Source organism: Phenylobacterium aquaticum, assembly GCF_022695515.1.
GTDB lineage: Bacteria > Pseudomonadota > Alphaproteobacteria > Caulobacterales > Caulobacteraceae > Phenylobacterium > Phenylobacterium aquaticum.
In genome coordinates, this window is the sequence record NZ_JALDPT010000014.1 from 66,184 (window position 1) to 92,065 (window position 25,882).

Annotated in this window: 27 protein-coding genes and 3 tRNA genes; 20 read left to right on the forward strand and 10 right to left on the reverse strand. The window is 68.2% G+C overall.

Going from position 1 to position 25,882, the window contains the following annotated elements; translation table 11 throughout:
* The first annotated feature begins 133 nt into the window (after positions 1–133).
* The 7 genes from MQH10_RS12185 to MQH10_RS12215 all read left to right on the forward strand — a co-directional run bounded on the left by MQH10_RS12185 (position 134) and on the right by MQH10_RS12215 (position 5,256).
* Positions 134–1,165: a COX15/CtaA family protein gene (locus MQH10_RS12185; RefSeq protein ID WP_242564319.1), complete on the forward strand. Its 1,032-nt coding sequence runs from the start codon at positions 134–136 to the stop codon at positions 1,163–1,165.
* Between the two features lie 160 nt (positions 1,166–1,325).
* Positions 1,326–1,799 (forward strand): 50S ribosomal protein L13, encoded by a 474-nt coding sequence (gene rplM / locus MQH10_RS12190; protein ID WP_242564320.1) that lies wholly within the window; start codon positions 1,326–1,328, stop codon positions 1,797–1,799.
* Between the two features lie 5 nt (positions 1,800–1,804).
* On the forward strand, positions 1,805–2,281 hold the full coding sequence (gene rpsI / locus MQH10_RS12195) for a 30S ribosomal protein S9 (protein ID WP_242564321.1): 477 nt from the start codon (positions 1,805–1,807) through the stop codon (positions 2,279–2,281).
* 97 nt (positions 2,282–2,378) lie between these two features.
* A complete protein-coding gene (gene argC, locus MQH10_RS12200; protein WP_242564322.1) occupies positions 2,379–3,359 on the forward strand; it encodes an N-acetyl-gamma-glutamyl-phosphate reductase in 981 nt (326 codons plus the stop codon).
* The gene (locus MQH10_RS12205; protein WP_242564323.1) at positions 3,356–3,793 is read left to right on the forward strand and encodes a GNAT family N-acetyltransferase; all 438 of its coding nucleotides are present in this window, start codon (positions 3,356–3,358) and stop codon (positions 3,791–3,793) included. The genes argC and MQH10_RS12205 overlap by 4 nt, the downstream gene beginning before the upstream one ends.
* A gap of 52 nt (positions 3,794–3,845) precedes the next feature.
* Positions 3,846–4,343 (forward strand): peptide-methionine (R)-S-oxide reductase MsrB, encoded by a 498-nt coding sequence (gene msrB / locus MQH10_RS12210; protein ID WP_242564324.1) that lies wholly within the window; start codon positions 3,846–3,848, stop codon positions 4,341–4,343.
* Positions 4,344–4,422: 79 nt separating this feature from the next.
* Positions 4,423–5,256 (forward strand): hypothetical protein, encoded by an 834-nt coding sequence (locus tag MQH10_RS12215; protein ID WP_242564325.1) that lies wholly within the window; start codon positions 4,423–4,425, stop codon positions 5,254–5,256.
* On the opposite strand, the gene phaC is transcribed toward MQH10_RS12215, so the two are convergent.
* On the reverse strand, positions 5,253–7,007 hold the full coding sequence (phaC, locus tag MQH10_RS12220; RefSeq protein WP_419720771.1) for a class I poly(R)-hydroxyalkanoic acid synthase: 1,755 nt from the start codon (positions 7,005–7,007) through the stop codon (positions 5,253–5,255). The genes MQH10_RS12215 and phaC overlap by 4 nt on opposite strands.
* A 394-nt stretch (positions 7,008–7,401) precedes the next feature.
* On the opposite strand from phaC, the gene MQH10_RS12225 reads away from it, so the two are divergent.
* The 12 genes from MQH10_RS12225 (at position 7,402) to MQH10_RS12280 (ending at position 16,249) form a co-directional block, all read left to right on the forward strand.
* The gene (locus MQH10_RS12225; RefSeq protein ID WP_242564327.1) at positions 7,402–7,863 is read left to right on the forward strand and encodes a hypothetical protein; all 462 of its coding nucleotides are present in this window, start codon (positions 7,402–7,404) and stop codon (positions 7,861–7,863) included.
* 114 nt (positions 7,864–7,977) lie between these two features.
* Positions 7,978–9,198, forward strand: a complete 1,221-nt coding sequence (locus tag MQH10_RS12230; protein ID WP_242564328.1) for an LL-diaminopimelate aminotransferase — start codon at positions 7,978–7,980, stop codon at positions 9,196–9,198.
* Positions 9,195–10,484 carry a homoserine dehydrogenase gene (locus MQH10_RS12235; protein WP_242564329.1) on the forward strand — a complete coding sequence of 430 codons (1,290 nt, stop codon included), beginning with the start codon at positions 9,195–9,197 and terminating at the stop codon, positions 10,482–10,484. Before MQH10_RS12230 ends, MQH10_RS12235 begins: the two co-directional genes overlap by 4 nt.
* Positions 10,485–10,535: 51 nt before the next feature.
* A complete protein-coding gene (gene glpX / locus MQH10_RS12240) occupies positions 10,536–11,489 on the forward strand; it encodes a class II fructose-bisphosphatase (RefSeq protein WP_242564330.1) in 954 nt (317 codons plus the stop codon).
* A 4-nt stretch (positions 11,490–11,493) separates the two neighbouring features.
* Positions 11,494–13,299, forward strand: a complete 1,806-nt coding sequence (gene recJ, locus MQH10_RS12245) for a single-stranded-DNA-specific exonuclease RecJ (protein ID WP_242564331.1) — start codon at positions 11,494–11,496, stop codon at positions 13,297–13,299.
* A gap of 56 nt (positions 13,300–13,355) precedes the next feature.
* Positions 13,356–13,430 (forward strand) — tRNA-Glu (locus MQH10_RS12250).
* A gap of 251 nt (positions 13,431–13,681) precedes the next feature.
* Positions 13,682–14,326: a cold-shock protein gene (locus MQH10_RS12255; RefSeq protein WP_242564332.1), complete on the forward strand. Its 645-nt coding sequence runs from the start codon at positions 13,682–13,684 to the stop codon at positions 14,324–14,326.
* 74 nt (positions 14,327–14,400) lie between these two features.
* On the forward strand, positions 14,401–15,207 hold the full coding sequence (locus tag MQH10_RS12260; protein WP_242564333.1) for a glutaminyl-peptide cyclotransferase: 807 nt from the start codon (positions 14,401–14,403) through the stop codon (positions 15,205–15,207).
* Between the two features lie 2 nt (positions 15,208–15,209).
* Complete coding sequence (locus MQH10_RS26835; protein WP_242564334.1) at positions 15,210–15,653, forward strand: PaaI family thioesterase; 444 nt, start codon at positions 15,210–15,212, stop codon at positions 15,651–15,653.
* 62 nt (positions 15,654–15,715) lie between these two features.
* A tRNA-Pro gene (locus MQH10_RS12270) sits at positions 15,716–15,792 on the forward strand.
* A 59-nt stretch (positions 15,793–15,851) separates the two neighbouring features.
* Complete coding sequence (locus tag MQH10_RS12275) at positions 15,852–16,157, forward strand: ETC complex I subunit (RefSeq protein ID WP_242564335.1); 306 nt, start codon at positions 15,852–15,854, stop codon at positions 16,155–16,157.
* A gap of 15 nt (positions 16,158–16,172) precedes the next feature.
* Positions 16,173–16,249: transfer RNA gene (locus tag MQH10_RS12280), tRNA-Arg, on the forward strand.
* Positions 16,250–16,253: 4 nt separating this feature from the next.
* Here MQH10_RS12280 and MQH10_RS12285 read toward each other — a convergent pair.
* From MQH10_RS12285 to MQH10_RS12305, 5 genes are all read right to left on the reverse strand, one after another.
* A complete protein-coding gene (locus MQH10_RS12285) occupies positions 16,254–16,799 on the reverse strand; it encodes a DUF2087 domain-containing protein (protein WP_242564336.1) in 546 nt (181 codons plus the stop codon).
* 190 nt (positions 16,800–16,989) lie between these two features.
* Positions 16,990–17,457, reverse strand: a complete 468-nt coding sequence (locus MQH10_RS12290) for an amidohydrolase family protein (RefSeq protein WP_419720769.1) — start codon at positions 17,455–17,457, stop codon at positions 16,990–16,992.
* Between the two features lie 20 nt (positions 17,458–17,477).
* Positions 17,478–18,836: an amidohydrolase gene (locus MQH10_RS12295; protein ID WP_242564338.1), complete on the reverse strand. Its 1,359-nt coding sequence runs from the start codon at positions 18,834–18,836 to the stop codon at positions 17,478–17,480.
* A gap of 122 nt (positions 18,837–18,958) precedes the next feature.
* On the reverse strand, positions 18,959–20,365 hold the full coding sequence (locus MQH10_RS12300; protein WP_242564339.1) for an aldehyde dehydrogenase family protein: 1,407 nt from the start codon (positions 20,363–20,365) through the stop codon (positions 18,959–18,961).
* 78 nt (positions 20,366–20,443) lie between these two features.
* A complete protein-coding gene (locus MQH10_RS12305) occupies positions 20,444–20,857 on the reverse strand; it encodes a host attachment protein (RefSeq protein WP_242564340.1) in 414 nt (137 codons plus the stop codon).
* Between the two features lie 159 nt (positions 20,858–21,016).
* On the opposite strand from MQH10_RS12305, the gene MQH10_RS12310 reads away from it, so the two are divergent.
* Entirely contained in the window at positions 21,017–22,324 is a 1,308-nt protein-coding gene (locus MQH10_RS12310) for a M20/M25/M40 family metallo-hydrolase (RefSeq protein WP_242564341.1), read from the forward strand.
* Here MQH10_RS12310 and metC read toward each other — a convergent pair.
* From metC to MQH10_RS12330, 4 genes are all read right to left on the reverse strand, one after another.
* Positions 22,321–23,481 (reverse strand): cystathionine beta-lyase, encoded by a 1,161-nt coding sequence (metC, locus tag MQH10_RS12315; RefSeq protein ID WP_242564342.1) that lies wholly within the window; start codon positions 23,479–23,481, stop codon positions 22,321–22,323. The two genes, MQH10_RS12310 and metC, sit on opposite strands and share 4 nt — an antisense overlap.
* Positions 23,482–23,545: 64 nt before the next feature.
* Positions 23,546–24,076 carry a GNAT family N-acetyltransferase gene (locus MQH10_RS12320; protein ID WP_242564343.1) on the reverse strand — a complete coding sequence of 177 codons (531 nt, stop codon included), beginning with the start codon at positions 24,074–24,076 and terminating at the stop codon, positions 23,546–23,548.
* Positions 24,034–24,876: a 3-mercaptopyruvate sulfurtransferase gene (gene sseA / locus MQH10_RS12325; RefSeq protein WP_242564344.1), complete on the reverse strand. Its 843-nt coding sequence runs from the start codon at positions 24,874–24,876 to the stop codon at positions 24,034–24,036. The genes MQH10_RS12320 and sseA overlap by 43 nt, the downstream gene beginning before the upstream one ends.
* Positions 24,876–25,877 (reverse strand): cysteine synthase A, encoded by a 1,002-nt coding sequence (locus MQH10_RS12330; protein ID WP_242564345.1) that lies wholly within the window; start codon positions 25,875–25,877, stop codon positions 24,876–24,878. Before MQH10_RS12330 ends, sseA begins: the two co-directional genes overlap by 1 nt.
* Positions 25,878–25,882: the final 5 nt, after the last annotated feature.

The following is a 25,882-nucleotide window of genomic DNA, read 5'->3' on the forward strand; positions in this document are numbered from 1 at the left end:
GGGGCTCTTGGCTCTGCCGTGGGCGGGAAGGGCGACCATCCCCGGTTCGGGGACCATTCGCAAGCGTGGACGCGGGGCTGCATCTCAGGTAGCGGAGCCCTCAGTTCGTTCTGAAGGAATTGCCGTCACCCCCATGACCTCCTTCCTCCGTTCCGACCGGTCGCGCCCGGTCGCCATCTGGCTGTTCGCCGTCGCCGCCCTGGTCCTGGCCATGGTTGTCGTGGGCGGCGCCACGCGACTTACGGATTCCGGCCTGTCGATCACCCAGTGGAAGCCGGTTTCCGGCGCCCTGCCGCCCCTGTCGGCCCAGGACTGGAACGACGAGTTCGCCCGCTACAAGGAGATCCCCCAGTACGCTCAGCTCAACAAGGGCATGAGCCTGGCGGCCTTCAAGACGATCTATTGGTGGGAATGGAGCCATCGGCTGCTCGGCCGGATCGTCGGCTTCGCCTTTGCCGTTCCCTTCGCCTATTTCCTGATCCGCCGGGAGTTGCCCCGCCGCCTCATCTGGCGCTGCGCCGGCCTGTTCGCCCTGGGCGGGCTGCAGGGCGCGGTCGGCTGGTGGATGGTGGCCAGCGGACTGGCGGGGCGCGTCTCCGTCGCGCCGGAACGATTGGCGACCCACCTGGGTCTCGCCTTCATCCTGCTGAGCGCCATGGTGTGGAGCGCCCTGGACGCCTGGGCCGGGGCGCCGCGAGTCAAGGCCCAGACGCCCTGGATCGGTTACGCCTTCGGCCTCATGGGCCTGATCTTCGCCCAGATCCTGCTCGGCGCGCTGGTGGCCGGCAACGATGCGGGGCTCGTCTATAGCGACTGGCCGATGATGAACGGCGCCTTGTTCCCCAAGGATTATGCGGGCGCCGGCCTCTGGGCGACGCTCGCCCACAGCCAGGCGGCGGTGCAGTTCAATCACCGGATCCTGGCCTACACGGTGTTGGCCGTCGCGATCTTCGCCGCGGTGGCCGCCCGGCGCGCTCGCGAGCTGAGCCCGGAGGCCAAGACCCTGGCCGTCGTCGTGGCCGGCGCCGTGACGCTCCAGGCCTGTCTGGGGGTCGCCACCCTGATGACCCACGTGCCGATCGCGCTCGGCATGGCCCACCAGATCATGGCGGCCATCGTCCTGGCGCTCGCCACCGCCTTCGCCTGGCGGGTGCGACGGGTCTAGGGATCGCGGTATTATAATACCCGATCTCGCAAATCCTTACCGAGCAAGGGTTTGTGCGATTTTCGGCGACACGCCGATTGACAGCATGATCCGGGTGTCGTATCCGCCCGCCCTCTGATCACGGGCGCCTCCCGTGAATACAACGTACGGACCCGTTCCCATGCAGAAGACGACGGCTTCCCTGAAGCCCGCCGACGTCGAGAAGAAGTGGATCGTGATCGACGCTGAGAACGCCGTTGTCGGCCGTCTCGCCTCGTTCATCGCCATGCGTCTTCGCGGCAAGCACCGCCCTGACTACACCCCGCACGTCGATTGCGGCGACTTCGTCGTCGTGGTCAACGCCGACAAGGTGAAGTTCACCGGCAAGAAGCTGACCGACAAGATCTATTACTGGCACACCGGTCACCCGGGCGGCGTCAAGGAACGCACCGCCGGCAAGATCCTCGACGGCAAGTATCCGGAACGGATCCTGGAAAAGGCCGTGGAGCGCATGCTGCCCAAGGAAAGCCCGCTGGCCCGCAAGCAGCTGACGCACCTGCGCATCTACAACAGCGCCGAGCATCCGCACGAGGCCCAGAGCCCCGAGACCATCGCCTTCTCGGCCCTGAACACCAAGAACGTGCGGAGCGCGTAAGCCAGATGTCCGAACCCCAAGGTTTCGAGGCCCTGCAAAGCCTCTCGTCGAACCCGCAACCCGATGCGGCCTCGCGCGAACCCAAGATCGACGCCCAAGGCCGCGCCTATGCGACCGGCAAGCGCAAGAACGCGATCGCCAAGGTCTGGATCAAGCCCGGCAAGGGCAAGATCACGATCAACGGCCGCGATCAGGAAATCTATTTCGCCCGTCCCGTGCTGCGCATGATGATCGCCCAGCCCCTGGAGGTCACCGACCGCCTGGGCCAGTTCGACGTCATCGTCTCGGTCGAAGGCTCCGGCCTGTCCGGCCAGGCCGGCGCGATCCGTCACGGCCTGTCCAAGGCCCTGACCTATTATGAGCCGGGCCTGCGCCCGGTGCTGAAGCCGCACGGCTTCCTGACCCGCGACAGCCGCGTGGTCGAGCGGAAGAAGTACGGCAAGGCCAAGGCTCGACGCAGCTTCCAGTTCTCGAAGCGCTAAACCGCGCGCGACAACTCGCGTTTGGACGGGGCGCTTCGGGAAACCGAGGCGCCCCTTCTGCTATCTGGCATCTGCTTTTCGTACCGGGATCTTCAGCATGACCCACAGCATCTTCATCGACGGCGAGGCCGGCACCACGGGTCTCCAGATCCGCGATCGGCTGGCGGGCCGCGCGGACCTCGAGATCGTCTCGATCGATCCCGCGCGCCGCAAGGACGCGGACGCCCGCGCCGAGCTGCTGAATGGCGTCGATGCGGTGATCCTGTGCCTGCCCGATGACGCGGCCAAGGAAGCCGTCGGCCTGATCACCTCCAACACGGTTCGGGTGATCGACGCCTCCTCGGCGCATCGGACCGCCTCAGGCTGGACCTATGGCTTTCCCGAGATGGACCGCGATCAGCGCGCCGCCATCCGCAAGGCGCGGCTGGTCAGCAATCCCGGCTGCTGGCCGACCGGCTTCACGGCCCTGATGCGGCCCCTGACCCAGGAAAACCTGGTCCCCGCCGACTGGCCGATCACCGTGCATGGCGTGTCCGGCTATTCCGGCGGCGGCAAGGGACTGATCGCTGAATTCGAAGACCACGCCGCCCCGGCCGGCACCGACGACGCTTATCGCCCCTACGGCGTGAACCTGCAGCACAAGCATCTACCGGAAATGAAGACCTTCGGCGGCTTCGATCATCCGCCCCTGTTCACCCCCGCGGTGGGACGTTTCGCCCAGGGGATGATCGTCGAGGTGCCGCTGCCGCTCTGGGCCCTGCCGGGCAAGCCCAAGTCCGCCGACCTGCGCGAGGCCCTGGCCGACACCTATCTCGGCGAGGCCTTCGTCACGGTGGCCAGCGCGGAGGAATGCGTCGCCCTGCAGAAGGCCCGCGCAGGGGCCGCCGGCTATGTCGCCGATCTCGATCCCCAGGCCCTGAACGGCACCAACCGGATGAAGCTGTTCGTCTTCGGCAACGACGATCGCGGCGAGGCCCGGCTGGTCGCCCAGTTGGACAATCTGGGCAAAGGGGCCTCCGGCGCGGCCGTGCAGAACCTCAACATCATGCTGGGCCTGCCCGAGGCGACCGGCCTGTGAGCCTGAGGCGCGCCGATCTGGCCGAAGCCGGCGAGATCGCGCGCCTGCACAGGCATACTGTGCGGACCTCCCTGTCGTTCCTGCCCGACATCTTCACGCCTGAGCAGGACCTGGCCTATTTCCGCGACCAGCTCATGCCCAACACCGAGACCTGGGTCTGGGAGGAGGGCGGGGCGATCTGCGGCTATGTGGCGTTCAAGCCCGGCTGGGTCGAGCATCTGTTCATCCACCCGGACCACCAGGGGCGAGGGCTCGGTCCGGCCCTGCTCGACAAGGCGATGGAGAACGGCGCCGAGCGCCGGCTGTGGACCTTCCAGAAGAACGCGCGCGCCCGGGCCTTCTACGAGAAGCGGGGCTTCGTCATCGAGATCGAGACCGACGGCTCCACCAACATGGAGAAGGAGCCGGACGTGCTCTACGTCTGGCGGCCCTGAAAAACTCGGCGCAGGATGTAACCTTTCCGCGGATCGGGCCGTACATCACATCATGCGCACTCAATTCCCCGACCTCAGCCGCCGCCGCCTGATCTCCTCCGCCTTCGCCCTGGCCGCCGCGGCGCCGGGCCTCGCGCTCGCCGCGGACGCCTATGCCAACTCCCCCTGGCGCAAGGTGGCCCCCGACGAGTGGCGCAAGCGCTTGTCGCCGATGAGCTTCGCGGTCATGCGGGAGGAGGGGACCGAGCGCCCCGGCACGAGCCCGCTGCTCGGCGAGCACCGCAAGGGCGTCTTCGCCTGCCTGGGCTGCAGCCTGCCGCTGTTCAAGTCCGACTGGAAGTTCGAGAGCGGCACCGGCTGGCCCAGCTTCTTCCGGTCCATCCCCGGCGCCTTGGGCACCAAGACCGACACCACCCTGGGCATGCGGCGCACCGAATATCATTGCGCCCAGTGCCTGAGCCACCAGGGCCACGTGTTCAATGACGGCCCGCCGCCGACCGGCCTGCGCTATTGCAACAACGGCGTCGCCTTGAAGTTCGTCGCCGCCTGATCGGCGCACGGTCGATTGCCGCCCGGGGCCCGCGCCTCTAGGGTCGCGCCGAAATCGGGCGGAGGCGGTGACGGTGCGAATGGCGAAGGCGGCGATTCTGGCGGGCTTGGCCCTGATCCTGGCGGGCTGTGAGCGCCTGCAGGCCGAGCCGGACGCCGACCGCATGGGCCGCCGTTTCATCGACGCCATCCAGCGCGACGACTGGACGGTGCTCGACCCGGCGCTGTCGCCGGCGATCGCGAATGATCCGCGGCACAATGCGCGGTTCCAGGCGCTGCGCGCCAAGTTCCCGGCCGATCCGCCGTGGAGCATCAAGCTGATCAGCTCCAGCCGGACCCGCCCGCTCTGGCCGGGCGCCAAGGCGACGAGGGAACAGACCACCCTCAACTACATCTACGGCTTCTCCGGTCGCAGCCTAGCGGTGGACCTGACGGTCGAGCGCACCGGCGAGAAGACCGTCTATGACCGGGGCCTGAAACTTGCGGGCAAGGATCCGTTCAAGACCGTCAAGCTCTACCAGGCCGACGACGTGACCGTGACCCCGATCGGCGCAGATGCGGTCAAGGCCAACGCCTTCTGGGCGCGGGGCAAGGGCCCGGCGCACCTCGCCTTCCTGCTGGCCGTGGCCCTGTCGCCGCTGCTGATGGTGGTGGCCGCGGTCTCGGCCGCCCGCAGCCGCGTGTTGAAGCACAAGTGGTGGTGGGCGTTGGGCGCCTTTGTCGGCCTGGGCTCGGTCTGGATGAACTGGACGACCGGCCAGATCGGGGTCGTGCCCGTCGCCGTCAATCTGCTCGGGTTCGGGGCGACCAAGGGCCTTTCGCCCCTGGCCCCTTGGATCCTGAGGTTCTCCCTGCCGGTGGGCGCTCTGGCCGTATTGATCCGGCTGAAAACCCTGCCAAAGACGCCCGCCTAGGATTTCACCTTCACATAGCTGCCGGGCGCGTCCTCGATCGGCTTCAGCGGGCCCTTCGACGGATCCCGGGCCGGGACCATCTTGCCCGAGCGCGCGGTCAGCCAGGTCTTCCAGTGCGGCCACCAGGAGCCGGGGGTCTCCTTGGCGTCGGCCATCCATTCCTCGACGGTGGCCGGCAGCTCGGGATTGGTCCAGTGCTGGTACTTCTGGGCCACCGGCGCATTGATCACGCCGGCGATGTGGCCGGACCCGGCGAGGGTGAAGGTCACCGGTCCGCCGAACAGCTTGGCCCCGCGATAGACCGACCGCGCCGGGGCGATGTGGTCTTCCTTGGATGACTGCACATAGACGGGCGTCTTCACCTGGCTGAGGTCGATGCGGACATTGTCCATGACCAGCTCGCCCTTGGCCAAGGCGTTCTCGCCGTAGAACTTGCGCAGATAGAACATGTGCAGCGTCTTCGGCATCCGCGTCTGGTCGGAATTCCAGAACAGCAGGTCGAAGGGCTTGGGCTCCTTGCCCATCAGATAGTTGTTCACGAAGAACGACCAGATCAGGTCGTTGGAGCGCAGGGCGTTGAAGGTGTCGGCCATGGATTGGCCCGACAGCACGCCGCCGCCGGCGTCCATCCGCTGCTCCAGGTCCTTCAGCCAGTCCTCGTTGGTGAACAGCAGCAGGTCGCCGGCCTCGGCGAAGTCCTGCTGGGCGGCGAAGAAGGTGGCGGACTTGATCCGCTTGTCGCCGCGGGCCGCCATGTGGCCCAGGGTGGAGGAGAGCAGGGTGCCGCCGATGCAGTAGCCGACGGTGTTCACCTCATCGACGCCCGCCTGCTTCATGGCCGCGGCCGTGCCCTCATAGATGCCCTCGCGCATGTAGTCTTCGAAGGTCTTGGTGGCGAGCGTCTGGTCCGGATTGACCCAGGAGGCGACGAACACCGTGATCCCCTGGTCGGTGAGCCAGCGGATCATCGAGTTCTCGGGGCGCAGGTCCAGGATGTAGAACTTGTTGATCCAGGGTGGGAAGATCACCAGCGGGATCTCGTAGACCTGCTCGGTCGTGGGCGTGAACTGCAGGAGCTGCAGGATGTCGTTCTGGAAGATCACCTTGCCCGGCGCCGTCGCGACGTTCTCGCCGATCTTGAACATGTCGTAGTCGGTCTGGCTGATCGCCAGCTGACCGCCGCCGCGCTCCAGGTCCTCGGCGAAGTTCTCCATGCCGCGCAGCAGCGACTCGCCGTGGGTGGCCATGGCCTCGCGCAGCGCCGCCGGATTGGAGACCAGGAAGTTCGACGGCGAGAAGGCGTCGGTGAGCATCTTCATGAAGAACTCGACCCGTCGCTTGTTCATCGGATCGACGCCAGGCGTGTCCGAGACGAGCGCATTCAGCCAGTTCGAGGTGACCAGATAGGACTGCTTGATCACGTCGAAGACCGGATTGTCGGACCAGTCGGGGTCGGCGAATCGCTTGTCGCCCTTGGCGGGGGTGACGACGGGCTCAGGGGTTTCCCCAGAGGCGCGGCGCGCGGCCGACTGCCACAGCTCCATATAGCGCTGGAACAGATCTGCCTGGGCCCGGACCAGGCGGTCGGGCTGGGCGGCGATGCGGCCCATCACATCGGTGAGGGCAGGGGCCACATGCATGGGGTCCGGCGACAGGGCCGCCGGACGGTCCGCCTGGCGCAGCGCCGCCTCGGCGATGGCGCCTTGGGCGGTCAGGGCGGCCCGCGCCAGATTGGCCGACAGCTTCTCCATCGCCTCGCGCTGCTCGGCGGTGAGGGTCTTGGGATCAAAGCCCGCCGTGGCCGAAACCTGAGGCTGGGGCTTGGGTTGCGGCTGGGGCGACGGCCCAGGGGGCGGCGCAGACTTGGCGGCCTTGGGCGGCTTGGGCGGCTCGGGCGCCTTCGCGGGCTTGGCGGTCGGAGCCTCGGCCGGCTTGGCTTTCGCCTTGGTCTTGACGGCTTCGGCCGCCGCCCCGGACTTGGCGGCGGACTTGCCCTGGGCTTTCGCCTTGGACTTCTCCGCCTTGGCGCCGCGCTTCGACTTGCCGACCATGGGCTCGCTCATCGACGTCTTCTCCCGCGAGGCGCGCTGCTTGGCGTACGCGCTCTTTCGTCAAACGCGATCATGGCATAAGACCAGGGCGGAAATGAACGCATCGCTTCGACTTTTCGTGATCGGCCGACACGCCCTGCGCACAGGCGGCCTGATCGGCTGCCTGGCGGTCGGCGCCGGGCTGGCCGGCTGCGCCAATCCGTTCGCGCCGGCGCCGCTCGACAAGGCCTCGGCCGCGGCCCCCGAGATCACCGCCCTGGCCCACAGCAACAAGCCGTTCCCGACCTTCGCCCAGATCCCCGCGGCGCCGTCCGACGTGCGCGCCGACCGCGCCTGGGGCAAGGCCGCCGCCGAGCTCGAAGCCCAGAGCGCCGAACTCAGCCGCGCGACGGCGCCGGGAACCTGGTCGCTCAACGGCACCTCCAGCTTCGCCCAGAAGGCCCAGGCCGACGCCGGCCCCGGCGTCACCGGACCCGAATCGACCACGGCCGACACCGAGGCCTTCGCCAAGCAAGCGCGGGCGCGAGCTACACCGCCTCCGCCGCCCAAGAAATAAGGGGCCCGCGGAGGCACAATTTACCTCGAACCTGCTTGGCGCGCCCCTTCCCGGGGGCTATCCATGCGCGACTTCAGCTCCCCACCGCCGCCGACACTGCGGCACGAGCTTCAAATGACCCCCGAATTCCATCGTATCAAACGCCTCCCGCCCTACGTTCTCGAAGAGGTCAATCGCCTCAAGGCGGGGCTCCGCGCCAAGGGCGTGGACATCATCGACTTCGGCATGGGCAATCCCGACATGCCGACGCCGCAGCACATCGTCGACAAGCTGATCGAGACCGCCAAGGACCCCAAGGCCGGCCGCTATTCGGCCTCCAAGGGCATCATCGGCCTGCGCCGCGCCATGGCCGGCTATTATGACCGCCGCTTCGGCGTGAGGCTGAACCCGGACACCGAGGTGATCGCCACCCTGGGATCCAAGGAAGGCTTCGCGAACCTGGCTCAGGCGCTGACCGCGCCCGGCGACGTCATCCTCTGCCCGAACCCGGCCTATCCGATCCACGCCTACGGCTTCATCATGGCCGGCGGGGTGATCCGCCATCTGCCGGCCCCGTCGCCCGAGGCCTATCTGTCCGGCGTCAGCGCCGCCATGCGCCAGTCGAGCCCGGCGCCCAGCGTGCTGATCCTGTCCTATCCGTCCAACCCGACCGCCCAGTGCGTGGATCTGGACTTCTACAAGGACGCCGTGGCGCTGGCGAAAAAGCACGACCTGCTGGTCATTTCCGACATCGCCTATTCCGAGATCTATTTCGACGACAACCCGCCGCCGTCGATCCTGCAGGTCGAAGGCGCCAAGGACATCGCCGTCGAGGTCAACTCGCTGTCCAAGACCTACGCCATGGCCGGCTGGCGCGTCGGCATGGTGGTCGGCAATCCGCGCATCTGCTCGGCGCTGGCCCGTGTGAAGTCCTATCTGGACTACGGGGCCTACACCCCGATCCAGGTCGCCGCGGCCACCGCCCTCAACGGCCCGCAGGACTGCGTCGACGAGATCCGCGCCACCTATAAGAGCCGCCGCGACACCCTGGTGGAATCGATGAAGCGGGCCGGTTGGGACATTCCCTCGCCGCCGGCCTCCATGTTCGCCTGGGCCCCGGTGCCCGAGCAGTTCAAGGCCGCCGGCGCCATGCTGTTCTCCAAGCTCCTGATCGAGGAAGCCGGCGTCGCCGTGGCCCCCGGCATCGGGTTCGGCGAATATGGCGAGGGCTTCGTCCGGGTCGGTCTCGTGGAGAACGAGCACCGCATCCGCCAGGCCGCGCGCAATGTGAAGAAGTTCCTGGCCAACGCCGACGAGATCCTCGGCCGGGCCCACAACACCCTGGCGGCGCAATGAGTGGTAAAACCTGGCGTATCGGCGTCGCCGGTCTGGGCACGGTCGGAACCGGCCTGCTGAACTTCCTCTCCGACCGGCCGGGTTTCGCCCCGGCTGGGGGGGTGACGCAGATCACCGGGGTCTCCGCGCGGTCGCGCTCGCGGCCTCGGCCGTTCGACATCTCGAACCTGCCCTGGTTCGACGATCCCGTGGCTCTGGCTTCGTCGCCGGACAATGACCTGTTCGTCGAGCTGATCGGCGGCTCCGACGGCCCGGCCAAGGCCGCCGTCGAGGCGGCGCTCAAGCTGGGCAAGCCGGTCGTCACCGCCAACAAGGCCCTGATCGCCGAGCACGGCGCGGCGCTGGCCGAACTCGCCGAGGCCAATGGCGCGCCCCTGCTGTTCGAGGCCGCGGTCATGGGCGGCGTCCCGGCCGTCAAGATGATGCGCGAGGCCCTGGTCGGCGACGACATCAAGAGCGTCGCCGGCATCCTCAACGGCACCTGCAACTATATCCTGACCGAGATGGAGGCGACCGGGCGCGCCTTCGCCGATGTGCTCGCCGAGGCCCAGCGCCTGGGCTATGCCGAGGCCGACCCGACCATGGACGTCGGCGGGTTCGATGCGGCCCACAAGATCACCATTCTGGCCGCCCTGGCCTTCGGCTGCGCCCCTAACTTCGCCGCCGCCGAGATCGAGGGGATCGACGGCGTCGATCTCATGGACATCAAGCTGGCCCGTGACCTGGGCTACCGGGTGAAGCTGGTGGCCTCGGCCGACCGTTCGCCGGACGGCGTGCTGGTGCGGGTGCACCCCTCTCTGGCCCCGATCAATCATCCGCTGGCCCAGGCTGGCGGAGCGTTGAACGCCCTGTTCATCGAGGGCGAGCGGATCGGACGCATCTTCGTCCAGGGACCCGGGGCCGGATCGGGCCCGACCGCCGCCGCCGTGGCCGCCGACATCGCCGACGCCATGACCGGCGCCGTGCGGCCGGTGTTCCAGCGGCCCGCGGCGACGCTGGCGCCCTTCACCCCTGTCGATCCCTCCAAGTCCATGGGCCGCGCCTATCTGCGGTTCCTGGTCAAGGACGAGCCCGGTGTCATCGCCGCGGTCTCCGAGACCCTGGCCGAGGCCGGGGTGTCGATCGAAAGCTTCCTGCAAAAGCCCGTCGAGAACGCCGAAGGCGTTCCCATCGTGCTGACCACCCATGCCGTGGCGGAATCCGTGCTGACAGCGGCCATCGACCGCATCGCGAATCTGCCATCGGTCCTGGATAGACCCCGGCTCTTGCGCATCGCGCGCATCTGAGAATCTGCAGATAATTCCCGGCTCAGCCGGGATACGGCGGGAGAGTCACGGATGAGTTCTGAAGTTCTGGATCGCGGTCTGGTGATGGACGCGGTCCGGGTCACGGAGATCGCCGCGATCGCCGCCTGGAAGCTGGTCGGACGCGGGGACGAAATCGCCGCCGACCAGGCCGCGGTCGACGCCATGCGCACCGCGCTCAACGACCTGAACATCGACGGCCAGATCGTGATCGGCGAGGGCGAGCGCGACGAGGCGCCCATGCTCTACATCGGCGAGAAGGTCGGGAAGGGCAAAGGCCCGAAGATCGACATCGCGCTCGATCCGCTCGAGGGCACGACGCTGACCGCCAAGGCCATGGCCAACGCGCTGACCGTCATGGCCTGGGCGCCCAAGGGCAGCCTGCTCAACGCGCCCGACACCTATATGGACAAGATCGCCTGCGGGCCGGGCTATCCGGAAGGCGTGATCGACCTTGACAAGTCGCCGGCTGAGAACATCCAGGCGCTCGCCGCCGCCAAGGGTGTTGAGCCCACTGAGATCACCGTCTGTGTGCTCGATCGGCCGCGCCATACCGAGATCATCGCCCAGGTCCGGGCCGTCGGCGCCCGCGTCCACCTGATCACCGACGGCGATGTGGCCGGCGTCATGAACGCCGCCGACCCGACGACCGGTGTCGATCTCTATCTGGGGCAGGGCGGCGCGCCCGAGGGCGTGCTCGCCTGCGCCGCGCTGAAGTGCGTCGGCGGCCAGTTCCAGGGCCGGCTCGTCTTCCGCAGCCACGATGAGAAGGCCCGCGCCGCCCGCGTCGGCATCACCGACTTCGACAAGAAGTATAATCTGCACGAGATGGTGCGCGCCGACGCGATCTTCGCCGCCACAGGGGTGACCAACGGCGCCCTGCTGGACGGCGTGCGGCTGGAGGGCGGCTTCGTCCACACCCACACCCTGGTCATGAACTCGGCCACCCGCACGGTGCGCGAAGTGCGGATGAAGCGGCCGGTCTGACCCCATGGCCGATGGCGGGACCCAAGCGGGCTATCTCGGCGTCTCCCGGTCCCTGACCGGACGGCCCTGGCGGGCGCGGCCGGCTGATCCTGAACTCGTGCGCCGCCACCAGATGGGACTGGGCCTGTCCGAGCCCCTGGCCCGCGCGCTGGCGTCCCGGGGCGTCGCCGCGGAGATGGGCGAGACCTATCTGAACCCGACCCTGCGGGCCCTGTTTCCCGACCCCTCCAGCTTCACCGACATGGACCGCGCCGCCGCGATCCTGGTCGACGCCGTGGTGCGCGACCGCCGGATGGTGGTGTTCGCCGACTATGACGTCGACGGCGCCTCCAGCGCCGCCCAGCTGGTGCGCTGGATGCGGGCCATGGGCAAGGACCTGCCGATCTATGTCCCGGACCGGATCACCGAGGGCTATGGACCGTCCCCCGCCGCCTTCCGGCGTCTGCGGGAGGAGGGGGCCGAGCTGGTGGTCACCGTCGACTGCGGGGCCGCCGCCTATGAGGCGATCGCCGCGGCGGTCGAGGTCGGGCTGGAGGTCGTGGTCATCGACCACCACCTGATGCGTGGCGACGAGCTGCCGGCCGCCGCCGCATTGGTGAACCCCAATCGCCCGGACGACACCTCCGGCCAGGGCATGCTGGCCGCCGCGGGCGTGACCTTCGTCCTGCTCGCCGCCCTGAATCGCGAGGCGCGCCGCCAGGGGCTGTTCGACGGGCGTCAGGAGCCCGACCTGCGGGAATGGCTGGATCTCGCCGCCATGGGCGCCATCTGCGACGTGACCGAGCTTGTGGGCTTCAACAGGGCGCTGACGACCCAGGGCCTGAAGATGATGTCCAACTGGCGCAATCCCGGCCTCAAGGCCCTGCTGGAGGTCGCCAAGTCCCAGGGCCCGGCCACCGTGTTCCACGCCGGCTTCATCCTGGGGCCGCGAATCAATGCCGGCGGCCGGATCGGGCGCTCGGACCTGGGCGCGCGACTGCTGTCCACCGATGACCCCGCCGAGGCCCAGGCCCTCGCGGCCGAGCTCGACGAGCTCAACGCCAATCGCAAGGAGGTCGAGCGCGAGGTGCTGGAGGCCGCCGTTCGGGTGATCGAGCGCGAAAGCAACATGGCCGACGCCCCGATGATCCTGGTCGCCGCCGACGGCTGGCATCCGGGCGTCATCGGCATCGTCGCCGGACGCCTGCGCGAACGCTATCGCAAGCCGGTGATGGTGGTGGGCGTCGATCGCGCCGCCAATATCGGCAAAGGCTCCGGCCGGTCCCAACCGGGTGTGGACCTCGGACGCGCGGTCCAGGCGGCCTATGAGGCGGGCCTGCTGCTGGCCGGGGGCGGCCACGCCATGGCGGCCGGCCTGTCGGTGCGACCCGACGTCATTCCCGAGCTGCGGGCCTTCTTGTGCGAGCACATGGCCGCGGAGGCCGAGATCGCCGCCGAGGCCGACGCCCTGGAGATCGACGCCCTGGTGACCACGGCCGCCTGCGACCGGGGCCTCTATGCCGGGTTCCAGCGCATGGCGCCCTTCGGCCCCGGCAATCCCGAGCCGATGTTCGCCTGCGCCGATGTCCGGGTGGAGCGGGCCATGGCGCTCAAGGGCGGCCATGTGCGCGTCACCCTGACCGACGCCTCCGGCGGCAAACTCAAGGCCGTCGCCTGGCGCTGCGAGGACACCGAGATCGGCAAACGCCTGCTGCAAGAGGGCGGGGGGCTGCATATCGCCGGCCGTCTGAAGCCGGACGATTGGCAGGGTCGGCAGAGCGTGGAACTGGAGATCGAGGACGTCGCCGATCTTCGCAGACAAATCTCCTGATCGGCCGCTTGCGCAGCCCTCTGAACGCGGATATAGACGCCCTCCTTCGCCGACGCGGTCCCTTCGTCTATCGGTTAGGACGCCAGGTTTTCAACCTGGAGAGAGGGGTTCGACTCCCCTAGGGACTGCCAGGCGAACTGGTCCGGACGCGCTTCCCCCCCAGCGTCGTTTGGCCCCTCCTGGCCGGGTGTCGCCGGCCGCCAGCTGTGTTTCTGAATCCGCACGCCCGGTTCCGCCCCGGGAATAATCGCTTCTGGCTAGAACTTTGCACCCTATGCGTGCGCCAGGCGAAAAACCCCCATTGACGGCTCTCCTAATACGAGAACAGTGTTATAGTTGGCCAAGTCCGAAAGGATCGGGGGAGACCGGGCCAGAGGGGCAAATGTCTGGTTACGAATACGAGGGAGTGGATTCGCACGACGACGCGGTGCGGATCAGCGGTCGCATCAAATGGTTCGACGCCGGTAAGGGCTATGGTTTCATCGTGCCCGACGATCCTGGCCAGACGGACCTTAAGGATGTCTTGCTGCACGTGACATCTCTGCGGAACGCGGGACGCGAAAGCGCCCTGGAAGGCTCCGTGATCGTGTGCGACGTGGTTCGCCGCCCCAAGGGCTGGCAGGTTTCGGAAGTGGTCAATCTCGACGAGACCTCCGCGCCGCCTCCCGGCGAGCGTCGACGCCATGACGAGGCGCACAGCTTCCGCCGCGATCGTGACAGTTATGATCGGCATGGCGGCACCGGCGCGTTCGATCGCCAGACCGGCGGGTTTCAGTCCCGCCCGGTCCGACGCCCCCCCGCCGCGCGCGGTCCGCTGGAGCGGGCCAAGGTCAAGTGGTTCAACCGGGCCAAGGGCTATGGCTTTGTCGTCCGTGACGGCGAACCCGGCGACATCTTCGTCCATATCGAGACCCTGCGCCGCGCCGGCATCGAAGACCTTCAGCCGGGCGACGACGTGATGGTGCGGTTCGCCGAAGGCCCCAAGGGCCTGGTCGTGGCCGAAATCGAGTCCGACGGACTGGGCTGACCCCGCGGCCTTGCATCGGCCGGAAAGCTTCCGCAAAGGTGAGGCCTGTCTTCGTGCGGGAGCCCGCCGCCTTGTTGAGTCACGCCCTCCGCACGTCCGCCGCCCGCCTGGCGCAATGGGCCCTGTCCGTCACCCTGGGCCTGGCGGTCGTCGCGGTTTGCGCCGCCCAGGCGGCCGTGCCGGTCTATGGCTACCGCATCAAGGCGACGTTTCCGCATGACGACCAGGCCTATACCGAGGGCCTGTTCTATCTGAACGGCGACCTGTTCGAGAGCACGGGCCAGGAAGGAAGGTCCTTCCTGCGCAAGGTCCGGCTTAAGGACGGCGCGGTCCTGCAGTCCCAGGCCATCCCGCCGGGGCTGTTCGGCGAGGGCATCGTCAACTGGGGCGACGACATCATCAGCCTGACCTGGCAGGACGGCTTCGGCTTCCGCTGGGACCTGAAGACCTTCGCCCGCAAGGCTGTGTTCCAGTATCCGGGGGAGGGGTGGGCGCTCACCCAGGACGGCAAGTCGCTGATCATGAGCGACGGCACCCCCTATCTGCGCTTCCTCGATCCAGTGACCCTGAAGGAGATCCGGCGCCTGAAGGTCACGGCGGACGGCCAGCCCGTAATGCGCATCAACGAACTGGAGTTCGTGAAGGGCGAGGTCCTGGCCAATATCTGGCTGACCAACCGGATCGCCCGGATTGATCCCAAAAGCGGCAAGGTGACGGGCTGGATCGATCTCACCGGCCTGCCGGAAACCAAGTTGAGCCTCGACGCCGACTCGGTCCTGAACGGCATAGCCTATGACCGCGAGCACGACCGGCTGTTCGTCACCGGCAAGAACTGGCCGCACCTCTACGAAATCGGGCTGACATCGCCCCAGGAGCCTTAGCAGTGACCACGGACGCCGACGCCCCGGGCGAGATCATACCGCCTCCGCCTGCGGGCTTCATCCGCTCCAGCGGGCGCGGCGCCTTCTCGACCCACAACGGGCCCTACTTCCACCGGGAGACCCCGGGCGAGTTCACAGAGCAGGCCTTCTTCGCCCTGCCGCGGCACGCCAACGGTCTGGGCCTGGTACATGGCGGCATGCTGACCGCCTTCATGGACGGGCTGCTGGCGGCCGCCTCCTGGCGCGCGGCGCGCAAGACCGGGGTCACCATCCACCTGTCGGTGGACTTCCTGCACATGGCGCGGGTCGGGGAGTGGGTCATGGGCGAAGCCAAGGCGACGCGGACGACCCGCGATATCGCCTTCGTCGAAGGTCGCGCCTATGTCGGCGGCCACGATGTGGTCCGCGCCTCGGGCGTCTTCAAGCTGATGCACAAACCCGGCTGAAGACGCCCAGGCGATTGCGATAAGATGCAAAGCCTTATATCGCAGGGCCAATCGGCGTGCCTCGGGGCGTAGCGCAGCCTGGTAGCGCATCTGCTTTGGGAGCAGAGGGTCGAAGGTTCAAATCCTTTCGCCCCGACCACGACGATGACGGCGATGGCCGAAGACGGACTTGCCACCTACGGACTTGAAGGAACGAACATGCTCGCGCGCATCTACCGTCCGGCCAAGAACGCCATGCAATCGGGCAAGGCCAAGACCAAGGACTGGCTGCTGGAATTCGCGCCGGCCTCGGCCAGAGCCTCCGATCCGTTGATGGGCTGGACCCAGACCACGGACACCGACGGTCAGGTCCGCCTGGCGTTCGAGACCCGCGACGAGGCCGTGGCCTACGCCCAGAAGCACGGCATCGCCTTCCAGATCACCGAGCCCAAGGCCCCCAAGCGCATCATCAAGGCCTACGCCGACAATTTCGCCTACGGCCGCAAGCAACCCTGGACGCACTGACCGCGGCCCGACTGGGCGCCCTTAGCTCAGCTGGATAGAGCATCCGCCTTCTAAGCGGACGGTCGCAGGTTCGAGTCCTGCAGGGCGCGCCACCCCTCAGGGACCCGGGCGCGGCGCCAGATGCCGGATCAGGGCGATCGCCTCGGCCGGCGGGCGCTGCTCGATCCGCCGATAGTCCCGGCAGTCCTGGGTCCGTGACACCATCTGATAATTGATCAGCTCCCGGCGCAGCAGGGCGTGGTCCCCGAACAGATGGGCGGCCTTGATCAGATCGTTGAACGCGGCCTCGGAGAACACCTGTTCCGCGGGGATGCGGGCCCACAGCGCCCACAGGCAGAGATGCTGGTGGCTGGTCTTGCTGGGCCAGCGGATCAGGCGACCCGCGCCGTCGAAATTGCGCGCCAGCCGTTCGACCAGCACGTGATCGACCGGGTCGGCGGGCGGGGGCTCCCGCTCCAGCCGCGCCTGGGCCTCGGCCTGGGCCCGGAAGTGCTGGAAGTTCTGATAGCCCGCGGAGCGGCTCAGCATGTTCAGCAGCTGAACGTGGCCCGGCTTGCTGTCGCTGGCCTCCAGCTCGCGCCCCAGGGCGCGGGCGAGCGCGGATACATCCTTCGCGACGAAGGGGAAGGCGGTCTTGGACATCACTCATCCTCAAGGGCGTGCCGAGGGAGAACTGTCGATGGTCGCTGGCTTACGACGCGGCACGGGACAAGTGTCTGTCGATGGAAACTCCGGCAGGTTTAGCTCCCCTTGCGGGGCAGCGACGCCTAGGTGAACTGCCGACCTGAAGCACAATCTAGGGCCTCGCCAGGGCGCGGGCAAGCCGGCGGCGCTAGACCGCCCAGCAGCCGCAGCCCAGGGCGCCCCAGAACCCACGGGGATCCGCGCTCGGCGCGGATGCGCCGGCCGCATGGTCGTGGCCATGAACCTGGCAGGCGTTCGCGCAGGCGCAGGCTGAGGTCATAAAGCTGCCGGGCGCGCGCCGTCCCTGATAGCCGCCGAAGGTTCGGACCGGCGCCCAGTCGGGCATGGGCGGGGGCAGGGCCGGGGCCAGGCCGCTGAACCCGCCCTCGCCATGCACGATCCTGCCGCCCAGCAGGGTGAGCACGGAGGACAGGTGCGGGATCTCGTCCTCCGGCACGCTGAAATAGTCGCCCGACAGCACCGCGAGATCGGCCAGCTGTCCGACGGCGATGCGCCCCTTCTTGCCCGCCTCGTTGGAGAACCAGGTGTTGGCCTCGGTCCAGAGCCGCAGAGCGGACTCGCGATCCAGGCGGTTGGCCGGCGGATAGAGCCGCATGCCACCGACGGTCTTTCCCGTCACCAGCCAGTTGAGCGAGACCCAGGGGTTGTAGCTGGCGACCGGGTCGCATCGGTGCCTGCGCCGACCGGCAGGCCGGCGGCCATCATGCGACCGATCGGCGGCGTGACCTCGGCGGCCGTCTCGCCATAGCGGGCGGCGAAATCCTCGCCCTGATAGGCCATCCGATGCTGGATCGCGATCCCGCCGCCCAGGGCGGCGATGCGGTCGATATTGCGCGGGCTGATGGTCTCGGCGTGATCGAAGAACCAGTGGAGCCCGTCGAAGGGCACGTCGCGATTGACGCGTTCGAACACATCGAGCGCCCGGTCGATCGTCTCGTCATAGGTGGCGTGCAGGCGCCAGGGCCAGCGGTTCTCGACCAGCAGGCGGATCACCGGCTCGAGCTCGCTCTCCATGCCCGCTGGCGCCTCGGGGCGCGGCGCCCGGAAATCCTCGAAGTCGGCGGCGCTGTAGACGAGCATCTCGCCGGCCCCGTTGTGCCGGTAGAGATCATCGCCCTGGCCCGGCGTGATCTGCCTGGCCCATCCGGCGAAGTCGGCCAGCTCTTCCTTGGGCTTCTGGGTGAAGAGATTATAGCTGACCCGCACGGTCATCTCGCCCTCGGCATGGAGCTTCTCGATGACCGCATAGTCGTCGGGATAGTTCTGCGCCCCGCCGCCGGCGTCGATCACCCCGGTCACGCCCAGCCGGTTGAGCTCGCGCATGAAGTGGCGGGTCGAGTTGAGCTGATACTCCCGCGGCAGCTTCGGGCCCCGAGACAGGGTCGCATAGAGTATCGTGGCGTTGGGCTGGGCGAGCAGCAGGCCGGTGGGCTCTCCGGCGGCGTCGCGCTGGATCTGGCCGCCCGGCGGGTCGGGGGTGTCGCGGGTGTAGCCGACGGCGCGCAGGGCCGCCCGGTTCAGAAGGGCGCGGTCGTAGAGGTGCAGGATGAAGACCGGCGTCTCGGGCGCCACGGCGTTGAGCTCATCGAGGGTCGGGAGACGCTTCTCGGCGAACTGGTGCTCGCTGAAGCCGCCGACCACCCGCAACCATTGCGGCGGCGGCGTGACCTGGGCCTGAGCCTTCAACATGGCCATGGCGTCGGACAGGCTGGGGACGCCATCCCAGCGCAGCTCCATATTGTAGTTCAGCCCGCCCCGGATGACGTGCATGTGGCTGTCGATCAGGCCGGGAATGACCCGCCGCCCTTCGAGGTCGATGACCTGGACTTCCGCCCCCGCGGCGGCGCGGGCCTCGGCCTCGTCTCCCACCACGGCGAACCGTCCGTCGCGGATCAGGACCGCAGTCGCCGTGGGGCGCGACCGGTCCAGGGTCGTGAACTTGCCATTGACGAGGAGCAGGTCTGGCCCTGGCATGCGCAATCCTTGGGTGCGGCGACGAGCCTATCCCATGGCGTGATTGGATTGCGCTTGGAAGCCCGCGATCGCCGCGCGGGGCGGGTCTGCCCTCGCCGTCGCCGGCGAGGGCAGGGCGAGCCTCAGGCCCGCGCCATATTGATCACATGCAGCTGGGTGAACTCGCTCAGGCCTTCTTCGCCCAGCTCCGTGCCCACGCCCGACAGCTTGGCGCCGCCGAAGGGAATGTTGGGGGCGAGGTCGGCGTGCTTGTTGATCCACACCGTGCCGGTGTCCATCGTCGAGGCGAGGTCCCAGGCCTTGTCGAGGTCCTTGGACCAGATTGAGCCGCCCAGGCCGTAGTCGCTGGAATTGGCGCGGGCCACGGCGTCGACGGCGTCCTTGAACTTGATAACCGGCAGCACCGGACCGAACTGCTCCTCATCGACCAGGCGCGTACCGTCGGTGATGTCGCGCACGATGGTCGGCTGGATGAAGTAGCCCTTCTCGGTGGCGCGGGCGCCGCCGGCGATCACCTTGCCGTCGGCCTTGGCGCTTTCGATGATGCCCAGGACCTTTTCGAACTGGGTCTTGTTCTGCAACGGGCCGAGGGTCACGCCCTGCTGCAGGCCGTCACCGACCACGGCCGCATTGGCCAGCTTGACCAGCTCGTCGCACATGGCGTCGTAGATGCTCTCGTGCACATAGGCGCGCTTGATGGCGATGCAGACCTGGCCCGAGTTCTGGAAGGCGCCCTGGAAGATTTTCGGCGCGGTCTCCTTGGGGTCGGAGCCCTCCAGCACGATGGCGGCGTCATTGCCGCCCAGTTCCAGCGTGACGCGCTTCAGCGCCTCGGCCGCGCCGGCCATGACCTTCTTGCCGGTCTCGGTGGAGCCGGTGAAGGAGACCTTGCGGATATCCGGATGGGCGGTGATGGCGCCGCCCAGGTCGTTGGCGTCGGAGATCACGTTGAGCACGCCCGCCGGCAGCAGGTCCTTGACCAGCTCGGCGATGCGCAGGGTCGAGAGCGGCGTGGTGGCCGCGGGCTTCAGGATCACGGTGTTGCCGGCCAGCAGAGCGGCGGGGACCTTGAAAGCCATCAGGATCAGGGGGAAGTTCCACGGCACGATGGCGCCGACCACGCCCAGCGGGCGGCGACGGGCCTCGACCTTGCCGGCCTCATTGTCCTGGATCACCTTCACCGGCAGATCGAGCGCGGCGAAGTAGCGGAAGAAGGCGGCGCAGCCGAACACCTCGCCCATGGCGTCATTGATCGGCTTGCCCTGTTCCTGGGTCAGGATGCGGGCCAGGTTCGGCAGGTCGGCCTGAATGGCGTCGGCCATGGCGTTGAGCGCGGCCTTGCGCTCGGCGATGGGGCGGGCGGCCCAGGCGGGGAAGGCGGCCTTGGCGGCGGCGACCGCCTTGTCCAGCTGGGCCTTGGAGGCGCGGGGGCATTCCGCCAGCACCTCTTCATTGGCCGGATTGATCACCGACATCGTGGCGTCGCCGTCGACCAGCTGGCCGTCGATGAGCAATTTGAACGGACCCATGCCGCATCTCCCTTATGAACTTGGCGTCCATCTGCTCACGCTGACGTAGCGCGAATCAAGGGCGATGCGGCGGTGGGATCAGGGCATCCGCAGCTTGTGGAGGTGCTCCTTCAGGGTGCGGGCGTCCTCGTGGGTGCGGTCGTGGGAATCGGTCAGTTCGATCCGGTCGTGGGCCTCCGTCTTGAGCGCGCTGCGCAGGACGCCAATGGCCTTGGCCGGGGCGATCAGCACCAGCTTGTCGAAGGCCTTCTTGCGGGCGGCGATGTCGATGTGTCCGGCCAGGTCCTGCAGGAATTCGGCTTCGGCCGCGGCCTTGGGGGAATCGGTCGTGGCGTGCTGGGCGTGGCGGTGGGCGTGCGAGACATCCTCGCCGCCGTGATTTTCGCGCCAGTCGGCCAGTTCGTGCAGGTCCCCGTGCCGTTCGCGCTCCTCGAAGACGCGGGCCTTGCCGCCATCAGCGACGACGATCCAGGTGTGATCTTGGGTGTTCATGGGAATCCTCCGTATCGAGGCCTCACCTACGCGCCGGGCGGGCGCCAGTTCCTTGATCGAGATCAGTCTCCAGACCTCGGGCTGGCGTCTGGCCCTTGTCTTGCGCCGTTCAGCCGATGAAAGTCCGCCTCCCTCGACCGCATGACTTCAGGTTCGCCCATGATCCGCCCGCTCGCCGCAGCCGCCTTCGCCGTCCTCGCCCTGGCCGCCGCCAGCCCGGCCGCCGCCGCCGGATTGAGCGCTCAGGAGCAGAAGCTGGTGGCCGCCGCAGGGGCGGAGGACGCCCGCGAACTCGCCCTGCTTGAGAAGCTGGTCAATGTGAACAGCGGCACCATGAACTTCGCCGGCGTCGAGCAGGTCGGCCAGATGATGCGCGCGGAGCTGGAACCTCTGGGCTTCACCGTGCGCTGGGCGCCCATGGCTGCGGCCGGCCGGGCGGGGCACATCATCGCCACACACAAGGGCACGGGCCGCGGCAAGCGCATGCTACTGATCGGCCACCTCGACACCGTGTTCGAGAAGGACAGCCCCTTCCAGACCTTCGTCCGCAGGGGCGACATCGTCGAAGGCCCGGGCGTCAACGATATGAAGGGCGGGCTGGTGATCATGGTCGGCGCCTTGCGGGCCATGCAATCGGTCGGGACCCTGAAGGGCGCCGACATCACCATCGTGCTGACCGGCGACGAGGAGCGCCAGGGCGCGCCGACCTCCATCGCCCGCAAGGATCTGATCGACGCCGCCGGCCAGAGCGACCTGGCGCTGGAGTTCGAAGGCCTGGCCCAGGAGGGCGGCAAGGACATGGGCTCGATCGCCCGGCGCTCCTCCAATACCTGGACGGTGACGGTAAAGGCCAAGCCCGGCCATTCCTCGGGCGTGTTCAGCGACGCCTCGGGTTATGGCGCGATCTATGAACTCGCCCGGATTCTCGACCAGTTCCGCCGCGAGCTGCGCGAGCCGAACGCCACCTACAATGTCGGCCTGATCCTGGGCGGCGCCTCGGCCGACCTCAACGCCGCCGAGACCGGCGGGACGGCGACGGGCAAGTCCAACATCATCGCCGCAACCGCCATGGCGCGGGGCGACCTGCGCACGCTCTCCAACGACCAGACCCAGCGGATGGTCGCCAAGATGAAGGCGATCGTCGCCCAGAGCCTGACCGGCGCCCATGCCGAGATGACCTTCACCGAGGGCTATCCCGCCATGGCGCCCACCGCCGGCTCGCGGGTGCTGCTGGGGAAGCTCAATGAGGTGAACCGCGACCTTGGCCTCGCGCCCATGGCGGAACTCGATCCCCTGAAGCGCGGCGCGGGCGACATCGCCTTCGTCGCCGACAAGATCGACGGACTGATCGGCCTGGGCGCAGCGGGCGAGGGGGCGCATGCGCCGGGCGAGACCATGGCGATCGACAGCCTGGATCGCCAGACCAAGCGCGCCGCCCTGCTGATGACGCGGCTCTCGCGCCCCTAGGCCGCGGCGTCGAGCGCCGCGAAGCCCTTGGCGAGGTCGGCGGTCAGGTCGGCGGGATCCTCCAGCCCCACATGCAGCCGCATGAGCGGGCCGGGATAGGTCCGCAGGAACTTGCGGGTCTTCAGCTGTTCGTCGCAGGAGATGGCCAGGCTCTCGAAGCCGCCCCAGGAGAAGCCGAGGCCGAAGATCTCCAGGGCGTCGAGGAAGGCTGCCACCGCCGCCTCGGAGGCCGGCTTGAGCAGGAAGCCGAACAGACCGCAGGCGCCGGTATAGTCCCGGGCCCAGAGCTCATGATCTGGACAGCCGGGCAGGGCGGGGTGCAGCACCTGCAGCACCTGGGGCTGGTCGCGCAGCCAGGCTGCGACCTTCAGGCCGCTCTCGCCGTGGCGGGCCATGCGGACGGCCAGCGTCCGAAGGCCGCGCAGCATCTGATAGGCGTCCTCCGGCGCGACCGCCCAGCCGAGGTGCAGGACACCGTCCTCCAACGCTTTCACCAGGGCGGGATCGCGGGCGGCGGCTGAGCCCATGAACACGTCGGAATGGCCGCCGACATATTTGGTCAGGGCCTGGACGCTCAGATCGATCCCGTGGTCCAGAGGCTTGTAGATTAGCCCGGACCCCCAGGTGTTGTCGGCCATGGTTAGGATGCCGCGCGCGCGGGCCAGGCGGGCGATCGCCGCCATATCTTGCATCTCGAAGCTCAGCGAACCCGGGCTCTCCAGCAGGATCAGGCGGGTGGCGTCCGAGGCGCCGCCGACCAGCTCTTCCGGCGACAGGCGCGGGTCATAATAGCGGGTGCTCACCCCGAACCGCTTCAGCACATGATCGCAGAACCGGCGGGTCGGCTTGTAGGTGTTGTCCACGACCAGGATCTCGTCACCGGCCTTCAGGACCGCGAGCAAGGCCCCGCTGATCGCCGCGACCCCCGACGGATAGAGGCAGACCCCCTTGGCGTTCTCCAGCTCGCACAGACCGGCCCGCAGGGCGTCGTGGGCGGCCAGCCCCTGGCGGCCATAGGTGATGAAGTGGTCGTCGTCATAGAGCGCAGCCGCATTGGGCAGCAGCACGGTGGAGCCCTTCTGGATCGGCGGGCTCACAGTCTTGACCAGGGGCTGGTCGCCGGCGCCGGCGTGGATCAGGCGGGTGTCTTCGGCCATGGGGAACTCGATTGGACTGCTCACGGCACTTAGGGCCCAGGCCGCGACCGGATCAAGCCGCCCGTCAGAGCTTGCTGGCCATCGCGCAGCGGTCGGTCAGGCCGCGCCCCGCCTCGGACGCCAGGATGGCGGCAAGCCGGGCAGAGGGCGCCTCAAGGATCTCAAAGCCGAGCCCCCGATAGAACGGCGCGTTCCAGGCGATATTGCGAAAGGTGGTCAGCGTCGCCGCGGCGCAACCCCGCCTTCGCCCGATATCAAGGGCCTGGGCCATGAGCGTCCGCCCTAGTCCGCGCTTTTGCCAGTCGAGGGCGACCGCCAACTCCCAGATGTGGAGGTCGTGATCGAGGACCTCGATCTGAACGAATCCGCGGACGGCGCCGTCGACCTCGCCCACCCAGACCCGTTCGGCCGCCACCAGGGCGGGATAGGCCTCCGCGGGCGTCACCTGATCGTCAGCGATCCAGTCCTGCTCGCCGCCTCGGAAGGCTTGGCCGGCCGACCGCTCGATATCCGGAAGAACCGGGATATCCCCCGGCGTCGCGAGCCGCAGGTTCAGAGGTCGGTCTCCACCGGCGTGTCGGACCGGCCGCCCCATTCGCTCCAGGACCCATCATAGACAGGGGTCTTGTCCAGGCCGAGCCTGGCAAGGCCCAGCGCCAGGACAGAGGCCGTGACCCCCGACCCGCAGGTGGTCACGATCGGCTTGCCGAGATCCACGTCGCAAACCTCGAAAATCGCTTGCAGTTCGGCGGCTGACCTCATCCGACCCTGGCTGTTGATCAGGCTGTCGAAGGGCACGTTCAGGGCCCCCGGCATATGGCCGGACCGCAGGCCTGGGCGTGGCTCCGGCGCCTCGCCGCGGAACCGCGGGCCGCCGCGGGCGTCGACCAGCTGGGCGGCGCGGGAGGAGATCAGCCCCTTCACGGCCTCGACGTCGCGCACCAGCTCCGGTCGGAACTTCGGCGTCACGGTCGTCGGCGCCGGCGTGACCTCGCCCGCCTCGGTCGGACGACCCTCGGCCAGCCAGGCTTTCAGACCGCCGTCCAGGACCCGCACATTGTCGAACCCCATGACCCGCAGGGTCCACCAGACCCGCGCGGCGGCGCGCACGCCCCAGCTGTCATAGATGACGATCGTCCCCTCGCGCGACAGGCCGAGCTTGCCCGCGGCCTCCGCGAAGGCCTCCGGGGTGGGCAGCATATGGGGCAGATCGGTCGAATGGTCGGAGATGGCGTCGATGTCGAAGAACACCGCGCCCTTGATGTGCCGCTGCAGATACTCCGCATGACCGCTGCGGCCCTCGGCCGGCAGGAACCAGCTGGCGTCCAGCAGGCGCAGATCCTTGTCGCCAAGGTGCTCGGCCAGCCAGGCCGTAGAGACGAGGGGATCGGTCATCAGCTCAACCAGGGTGGGGTCGGAAGGCCGCGCTCGGCCAGGAAGGCGGGATTGAAGATCTTGCTCTGGTAGCGCGAGCCCTGATCGCAAAGGATGGTCACGAGGGTGTGGCCGGGCCCTAGGTCCTTCGCCATGCGGATCGCGCCGGCGACATTGACGCCCGTCGAGCCGCCCATCACCAGACCCTCGTGCTCGACGAGGTCATAGATGGCCAGCAGCATTTCCTCGTCACCGATCCGGTAGGGATCATCAACGACCAGACCTTCGAGATTTGCGGTGATCCGGCCCTGGCCGATGCCCTCGCTGATCGAGGTCCCCTCGGACTTCAGCGCGCCGTCCTTGTACCAGCTGTAGAGCGCCGCCCCATGCGGGTCAGCTAGGCCGATGCGAACCTTGGGGTTCCGGGCCCTCAGGGCCTCGGCGACCCCGGCCAGGGTCCCGCCCGACCCGACGGCGCAGATGAAGCCGTCGACCTTGCCGCCGGTCTGAGCCCAGATCTCGGGGCCCGTGGTCTCGACGTGGGCCTGGCGGTTGGCGACATTGTCGAACTGGTTGGCCCAGACTGCGCCGGCCGGCTCCTTGGCCGCGAGCTCCTCGGCCAGACGGCCGGAATAGCGGACATAGTTGTCGGGGTTGGAGTAGGGGACGGCATCCACCTCGACCAGCTCGGCGCCGAGCAGCCGGATCGCGTCCTTCTTTTCCTGGCTCTGGGTCCGCGGAATGACGATCGTGGTCTTGTAGCCCGAGGCCGCGCCGACCATGGCCAGGCCGATGCCGGTATTGCCGGCCGTGCCCTCGACGATCCGGCCGCCGGGCCTTAACAGGCCGCGCCGTTCCGCGTCGCGGACAATGAACAGGGCCGCCCGGTCCTTGACCGACGCGCCGGGGTTCATGAATTCCGCCTTGCCCAGGATCTCGCATCCGGTCGCCTCGCTGGCGCGGCGCAGGCGGATGAGCGGCGTGTTTCCGATGGCGTCCAGGACGCTGGGTGCGACTGTCATGCCCC

What these genes read in the sequence shown, in the direction of transcription:
- MQH10_RS12185 (WP_242564319.1), top strand. Translation starts at nt 134, where the DNA reads ATGACCTCCTTCCTCCGTTCCGACCGGTCGCGCCCGGTCGCCATCTGG.
- rplM (WP_242564320.1), top strand. Translation starts at nt 1,326, where the DNA reads ATGCAGAAGACGACGGCTTCCCTGAAGCCCGCCGACGTCGAGAAGAAG.
- rpsI (WP_242564321.1), top strand. Translation starts at nt 1,805, where the DNA reads ATGTCCGAACCCCAAGGTTTCGAGGCCCTGCAAAGCCTCTCGTCGAAC.
- argC (WP_242564322.1), top strand. Translation starts at nt 2,379, where the DNA reads ATGACCCACAGCATCTTCATCGACGGCGAGGCCGGCACCACGGGTCTC.
- msrB (WP_242564324.1), top strand. Translation starts at nt 3,846, where the DNA reads ATGCGCACTCAATTCCCCGACCTCAGCCGCCGCCGCCTGATCTCCTCC.
- MQH10_RS12215 (WP_242564325.1), top strand. Translation starts at nt 4,423, where the DNA reads ATGGCGAAGGCGGCGATTCTGGCGGGCTTGGCCCTGATCCTGGCGGGC.
- phaC (WP_419720771.1), bottom strand. Translation starts at nt 7,007, where the DNA reads ATGGAGAAGCTGTCGGCCAATCTGGCGCGGGCCGCCCTGACCGCCCAA.
- MQH10_RS12225 (WP_242564327.1), top strand. Translation starts at nt 7,402, where the DNA reads ATGAACGCATCGCTTCGACTTTTCGTGATCGGCCGACACGCCCTGCGC.
- MQH10_RS12230 (WP_242564328.1), top strand. Translation starts at nt 7,978, where the DNA reads ATGACCCCCGAATTCCATCGTATCAAACGCCTCCCGCCCTACGTTCTC.
- MQH10_RS12235 (WP_242564329.1), top strand. Translation starts at nt 9,195, where the DNA reads ATGAGTGGTAAAACCTGGCGTATCGGCGTCGCCGGTCTGGGCACGGTC.
- glpX (WP_242564330.1), top strand. Translation starts at nt 10,536, where the DNA reads ATGAGTTCTGAAGTTCTGGATCGCGGTCTGGTGATGGACGCGGTCCGG.
- recJ (WP_242564331.1), top strand. Translation starts at nt 11,494, where the DNA reads ATGGCCGATGGCGGGACCCAAGCGGGCTATCTCGGCGTCTCCCGGTCC.
- MQH10_RS12255 (WP_242564332.1), top strand. Translation starts at nt 13,682, where the DNA reads ATGTCTGGTTACGAATACGAGGGAGTGGATTCGCACGACGACGCGGTG.
- MQH10_RS12275 (WP_242564335.1), top strand. Translation starts at nt 15,852, where the DNA reads ATGCTCGCGCGCATCTACCGTCCGGCCAAGAACGCCATGCAATCGGGC.
- MQH10_RS12285 (WP_242564336.1), bottom strand. Translation starts at nt 16,799, where the DNA reads ATGTCCAAGACCGCCTTCCCCTTCGTCGCGAAGGATGTATCCGCGCTC.
- MQH10_RS12290 (WP_419720769.1), bottom strand. Translation starts at nt 17,457, where the DNA reads ATGCGGCTCTATCCGCCGGCCAACCGCCTGGATCGCGAGTCCGCTCTG.
- MQH10_RS12295 (WP_242564338.1), bottom strand. Translation starts at nt 18,836, where the DNA reads ATGCCAGGGCCAGACCTGCTCCTCGTCAATGGCAAGTTCACGACCCTG.
- MQH10_RS12300 (WP_242564339.1), bottom strand. Translation starts at nt 20,365, where the DNA reads ATGGGTCCGTTCAAATTGCTCATCGACGGCCAGCTGGTCGACGGCGAC.
- MQH10_RS12305 (WP_242564340.1), bottom strand. Translation starts at nt 20,857, where the DNA reads ATGAACACCCAAGATCACACCTGGATCGTCGTCGCTGATGGCGGCAAG.
- MQH10_RS12310 (WP_242564341.1), top strand. Translation starts at nt 21,017, where the DNA reads ATGATCCGCCCGCTCGCCGCAGCCGCCTTCGCCGTCCTCGCCCTGGCC.
- metC (WP_242564342.1), bottom strand. Translation starts at nt 23,481, where the DNA reads ATGGCCGAAGACACCCGCCTGATCCACGCCGGCGCCGGCGACCAGCCC.
- MQH10_RS12320 (WP_242564343.1), bottom strand. Translation starts at nt 24,076, where the DNA reads ATGGGGCGGCCGGTCCGACACGCCGGTGGAGACCGACCTCTGAACCTG.
- sseA (WP_242564344.1), bottom strand. Translation starts at nt 24,876, where the DNA reads ATGACCGATCCCCTCGTCTCTACGGCCTGGCTGGCCGAGCACCTTGGC.
- MQH10_RS12330 (WP_242564345.1), bottom strand. Translation starts at nt 25,877, where the DNA reads ATGACAGTCGCACCCAGCGTCCTGGACGCCATCGGAAACACGCCGCTC.